This window comes from Centipeda sp. (in: firmicutes), from assembly GCF_057271695.1.
In genome coordinates, this window is record NZ_DBHIVL010000111.1 from 1 (window position 1) to 4,879 (window position 4,879).

4 protein-coding genes are annotated in these 4,879 nt (G+C 56.3%); all 4 read left to right on the forward strand.

Annotated features, from left to right (window positions below; all coding sequences use genetic code 11):
- The first annotated feature begins 463 nt into the window (after positions 1–463).
- The 4 genes from ACO6BQ_RS11855 to ACO6BQ_RS11870 all read left to right on the forward strand — a co-directional run bounded on the left by ACO6BQ_RS11855 (position 464) and on the right by ACO6BQ_RS11870 (position 4,797).
- Complete coding sequence (locus ACO6BQ_RS11855; RefSeq protein WP_489121197.1) at positions 464–862, forward strand: endonuclease domain-containing protein; 399 nt, start codon at positions 464–466, stop codon at positions 860–862.
- Positions 863–1,256: 394 nt separating this feature from the next.
- A complete protein-coding gene (locus ACO6BQ_RS11860) occupies positions 1,257–1,955 on the forward strand; it encodes a trimeric intracellular cation channel family protein (RefSeq protein WP_489121201.1) in 699 nt (232 codons plus the stop codon).
- Between the two features lie 160 nt (positions 1,956–2,115).
- Complete coding sequence (locus ACO6BQ_RS11865) at positions 2,116–3,066, forward strand: L-lactate dehydrogenase (protein ID WP_314666161.1); 951 nt, start codon at positions 2,116–2,118, stop codon at positions 3,064–3,066.
- 84 nt (positions 3,067–3,150) lie between these two features.
- Positions 3,151–4,797: an L-lactate permease gene (locus ACO6BQ_RS11870; RefSeq protein WP_489121205.1), complete on the forward strand. Its 1,647-nt coding sequence runs from the start codon at positions 3,151–3,153 to the stop codon at positions 4,795–4,797.
- The last annotated feature ends 82 nt before the right edge of the window (positions 4,798–4,879 follow it).

Genomic DNA, 4,879 nt, shown 5'->3' on the forward strand with positions numbered 1-4,879 from the left:
AAGGAAGCTAATGTGGCGTGGATGAAAAGCCTCCCCCGTGCGGCACGGGGGAGGTGGAACGCGTCAGCGTGACGGAAGGGGCGCTTTGGCCGATTTGTGGTTTTCTGCCGTGAGAGAGTCGAATGAGCTAGAGGTGCCCCTATCGGCTCACTGCGTTCGCCACTTACTGACCTGTCCGAGAAGCAAGCCCGAAGGGCGCAGCTGAGCGGGTAACAGGTCGTATGGGAAAACCTCCCAAGAACACAAGCCGAAAGGCGAAGTGTGATTGGAAGAGGTTGACCGCTCCCCCGCATCGGCGGGGGAAGCTAATATGGTGTGATGGGTGTATGCTGAAAGCCTCCGCGCATCGGCGAAGGAAGCTAAAATTCCGTGGATGAAAAGCCTCCCCCGTGCGGCACGGGGGAGGTGGCACGCGTCAGCGTGACGGAAGGGGCGCCTTGGCCAATGGAGGATCGCTGACTTCATGCGTGACTACAAGACAAAAACAAAGCAGTATGCGAAAGAACTGCGGCAACACATGACACCCGAAGAACGCCGTCTCTGGTACGATTTTCTGTCACAGAATTCTTGTCATTTTCGCCGTCAGCAGCCCATCGGAAACTACATTGCAGATTTCTATGCGCCATCAATTCGACTTGTCGTTGAGGTGGATGGCAGTCAGCATTTCGAGGAAACGGGACAGCGCTATGATGCCGCTCGAAGCGAATTTTTGAGACAACAGGGCGTTCGTGTGCTTCGCTTTACAAATGAGCAAATTCAAAGACGATTTCCCTCTGTCTGCGAGGCGGTTGAACGGGCGATTGCTGATATTCGTGCAGGAAAAGAGATTGGCGACGTAGAAGATGATGGGCATGTGTACTGATGTCAGAGCGTCAGACGAGCTAGAGGCGCTTTGGACGTTGGTGCGTTTCTGACGATAGGGCGTCGCTTGTGTCACAGGCGCCCCTATCGGCTCGCGTTGCTCGCCACTTCCCCCGCATCGGCGGGGGAAGCTAATATGGCGTGATGGGCGTATGCTGAAAGCCTCTGCGCTGCGGCGAAGGAAGCTAAAATTCCGTGGATGAAAAGCCTCCCCCGTGCGGCACGGGGGAGGTGGCACGCGTCAGCGTGACGGAAGGGGCGCCTTGGTCGATTTGTGGTTTTCTGTCGTGAGAGAGTCGAATGAGCTAGAGGCGCCCCTATCGGCTCGTGTAGCTTGCCATTACCCCCGCATCGGCGGGGGAAGCTAATGTGGCGTATAAGGGAAGGACGAAACTATGGCAGTAGAAGATCTGTGGCGGCTGTTCGATATCATCGGGACGCTTGCCTTTGCGGTGTCGGGGGCACTGGTCGGCATCTCGCGCCGTATGGACATCTTCGGGATCTCGGTGCTGGCTCTGGCGACGGCAGTCGGCGGCGGTATGGTGCGTGATGTGCTCGTCGGCATCACGCCGCCGATGGCGCTGCGGGATACGACGAACTTCCTCCTCTCGGTGGGGGTGGCGCTCGCAACGTCGTTCCTCTACCAGTGGACGGCGCTGCACCGTATGCGCCGCCAGCGGCTTCTCACGATCTTCAATGTGTCGGATACAATCGGACTTGCCGCCTTTACAATCACGGGTGCGCTGACGGGGGTACGCGTGGGTGGGGACGACAGCTATGTGCTGCCGATCCTGCTTGCGGCGACGACGGCGGTCGGCGGCGGTATGATCCGCGATGTGCTCGCCCAGCGGATGCCCGTTGTGCTCTATGCTGAGGTCTATGCGGCGGCATCGCTCGTGGGGGCGTTTGTGTTCTGTGCGCTGCGCTTTACGCTCGGGGTGGAGGCGGACTCGTGGCTCGCGTTTCTCCTCGTCCTCATGATCCGCTTTGCGGCGATTCACTGGAATTGGAGTCTCTACCACCCGCACCCGCCGAAGCGGCACGCGAATGAATCGGAGAAATCAGGCGGGGGAGACACTGCAAATTCAGCGTGAGGAATGATTCGATTTGACAACGGATATCAAGTGTTTCAAAAATCACCCAAAAAGTCAAAATTTTTATTGCTTTTTTTCTCTTTATTGAATATAATAGAGACCGAGATATGCGAAAGTGTGACCACACTCGCAAAGAAGCTAGATAATTGGAGGAAAATTTATGAAGGCAAAGAACAGAAAAGTTGTGCTTGTCGGTGCGGGCATGGTCGGAATGAGCTTTGCGTATCAGCTTTACGCGAGCGGCCTTTGCGAGGAACTCGGCCTGATCGATTTCTTCCCTGAGAAGGCAGAAGGCGAAGCGATGGATTTGAACCACGCAGGCGCACTGGTTCCTCCCATCAAGGTCACGTCAGGCGGATATGAGCAGTGTGCGGATGCGGATGTCATCGTCATCTGCGGCGGTCTGCCGCAGAAGCCGGGTGAGACGCGTCTGCAGTTGGTGGATAAGAACATCAAGGCGGTCAAGGATATGTCCGAGCAGATTGTTGCCTCCGGATTTGACGGCGTTCTGGTGATCGCATCCAACCCTGTCGATGTTCTGACGAACGCTCTGCAGAAGTTTACGGGCTTCCCGAAGAATCGCGTGGTCGGCTCCGGCACGACGCTCGATACGTCGCGTTTCCGCTATATGCTCGGCGACATCTTGGATATCGCGCCGAACAGCGTGCGCGGCTATATCCTCGGCGAGCACGGCGATACGCAGTTTGCCGCATGGAGCAACGTCTATGTATACGGCAAGCCGTTCCAGAAGTTCCTTGCCTCGAGTAAGAAGTTCAAGGCGGAGGATTTCAAGGATGTTGAGACGCGTGTTATGCGCGCCGCCTACGAGATCATCAACCGCAAGCGTGCAACCTACTATGCAATCGGTATTTCGCTGTTCACTATCGTCAAGGCAATTCTCCGTGACGAGAACACGGAGCTGGCTGTCAGTGCATACTGCGAAGGGCAGTACGGTGTCAACGATCTCTACATCGGTGTCCCTGCCATCATCGGCCGTGAGGGCATCCGCGAGATCGTCGAGATGGAGCTGTCGGATGAGGAGCTCGCAAAGATGAAGAACTCCGCTACGACGCTCAAGAATACGCTGGAAGAGGCGTATAAGACGCTCTAAGTGCTGCCGGAAAGTTCGGGCGAATCGGACGAGTTATCTCTTTTGATTCGCCCGAATTTTGTCGAATAATGCAGAGGAGGAAGCATGGAAACTTTCGTTCAGCTGTTAGAGCCCGTTTCAGGTAATCTTTACCTGTCGGCGTTCGTTGCGCTTATTCCTATCTTATACTACCTAGTCGCCTTGGCAGGGTTCAAGGTACGTGGCTGGCTGACCGGTATGACAACGATGTTGATCGCGATGGTCATTGCCTGTGTCGCGTTCGAAATGCCGGCGGGATTTGCGGGCATGGCAGCCCTGCAGGGTATCATATATGGTATCCTTCCGATTGGCTGGATCATCTGGATGTCGGTCTTTCTCTACAAGATGACGGTCAAGACGGGCCACTTTGATATCATTCGTGATAGTGTCATCTCCCTGACGGATGACCGTCGTATCCAGGCACTGCTCATCGCCTTTTCCTTTGGCGCGTTCCTGGAGGGCGCGGCGGGCTTCGGCGCACCGGTTGCCATCACGGCGGCACTGCTCGTCGGTCTCGGATTCAAGCCACTGTATGCAGCAGGTATCTGCCTTTTGGCGAATACGGCTCCGGTTGCGTTCGGTGCGGTCGGTGTTCCGGTCACGGTTATGGACGGTCTTGGCGTATACGCCAACGGCACGCCGATTCCCGCGACGGATATCGCAGCGATGATTGGTCGTCAGCTGCCTCTCGTCTCCATATTCATCCCGTTCTATCTCGTTGCGACGATGGCGGGCTTCAAGCGTGTCTTTGAGGTTCTGCCGGCGGTTGTCGTGGCGGGCGGTTCGTTTGCGGTCTCGCAGTTCTTCAGCTCGAACTTCATGGGGCCGGAGCTCCCGGATATCCTGTCCGCACTCGTCTCACTCGTCTGTACCGTTGCTCTGCTGAAGGTGTGGAAGCCCAAGACTACGTGGAAGTTTGAGGGTGAGCCGGAGCAGTCCGTGACACCGAAGTCCTATACGACGGGACAGATCATCTCCGCATGGTCGCCGTTCCTGATCCTGACGATCTCGATCTCGGTCTGGACGCTCGCACCTGTGAAGGCTCTGTTCAAACCCTTTGTCATCCAGTATGCGGTTCCGCTCATCCACAACAACATTGTCAGCTCCATCTCGCAGCAGCCGATTGCGGCGATGTTCAAGCTCGACTTTATCGGTGCAACAGGTACGGCAATTCTCGTGGCTGCGATCCTCTCGAAGTTCGTGATCGGGATCAGCTGGAGTGATATGTTTGCGGTGGCGATTGACACGTTCAAGGAGATCAAGCTCGCGCTACTCTCCATCTGCTTCGTTGTCGGCTTTGCATACGTCATGAACGCATCGGGTATGACGAACACTCTCGGCAGTGCGCTTGCTGCGACCGGTAATGCGTTTGCGTTCTGCTCGGCGGCGCTCGGGTGGATTGCCGTGTTCATCACTGGCTCGGATACGTCGGGCAACCTCCTGTTCGGTAAACTCCAGCAGGTGGCGGCGAGCCGCATCGGTGTTGACCCGCTGCTCGCTATGGCGGCGAACGCATCCGGCGGTGTCACAGGTAAGATGATCTCTCCGCAGTCCATCGCGGTTGCGGCGGCATCCGTCGGTCTCTTGGGAAGAGAGTCCGAACTCCTGCGGTTTACGGTAAAACACAGTATCTTCCTGCTGATTTTTGTCTCTGCCATTGTGGCGCTGCAGTCTACACCGATCCTGAGCTGGATGATTCCGGCACATCCGTGACGGTGTGATGCAGATCAAACAATTCCTGCGATGTTTGTGATGACATAACATAAGCCCCGCCCTACGACGATACGTCGTAGGG

Bases quoted from the DNA above. Each gene is read 5' to 3' on its own strand.
- ACO6BQ_RS11870 (WP_489121205.1), top strand. From the start codon at position 3,151: ATGGAAACTTTCGTTCAGCTGTTAGAGCCCGTTTCAGGTAATCTTTAC.
- ACO6BQ_RS11860 (WP_489121201.1), top strand. From the start codon at position 1,257: ATGGCAGTAGAAGATCTGTGGCGGCTGTTCGATATCATCGGGACGCTT.
- ACO6BQ_RS11855 (WP_489121197.1), top strand. From the start codon at position 464: ATGCGTGACTACAAGACAAAAACAAAGCAGTATGCGAAAGAACTGCGG.
- ACO6BQ_RS11865 (WP_314666161.1), top strand. From the start codon at position 2,116: ATGAAGGCAAAGAACAGAAAAGTTGTGCTTGTCGGTGCGGGCATGGTC.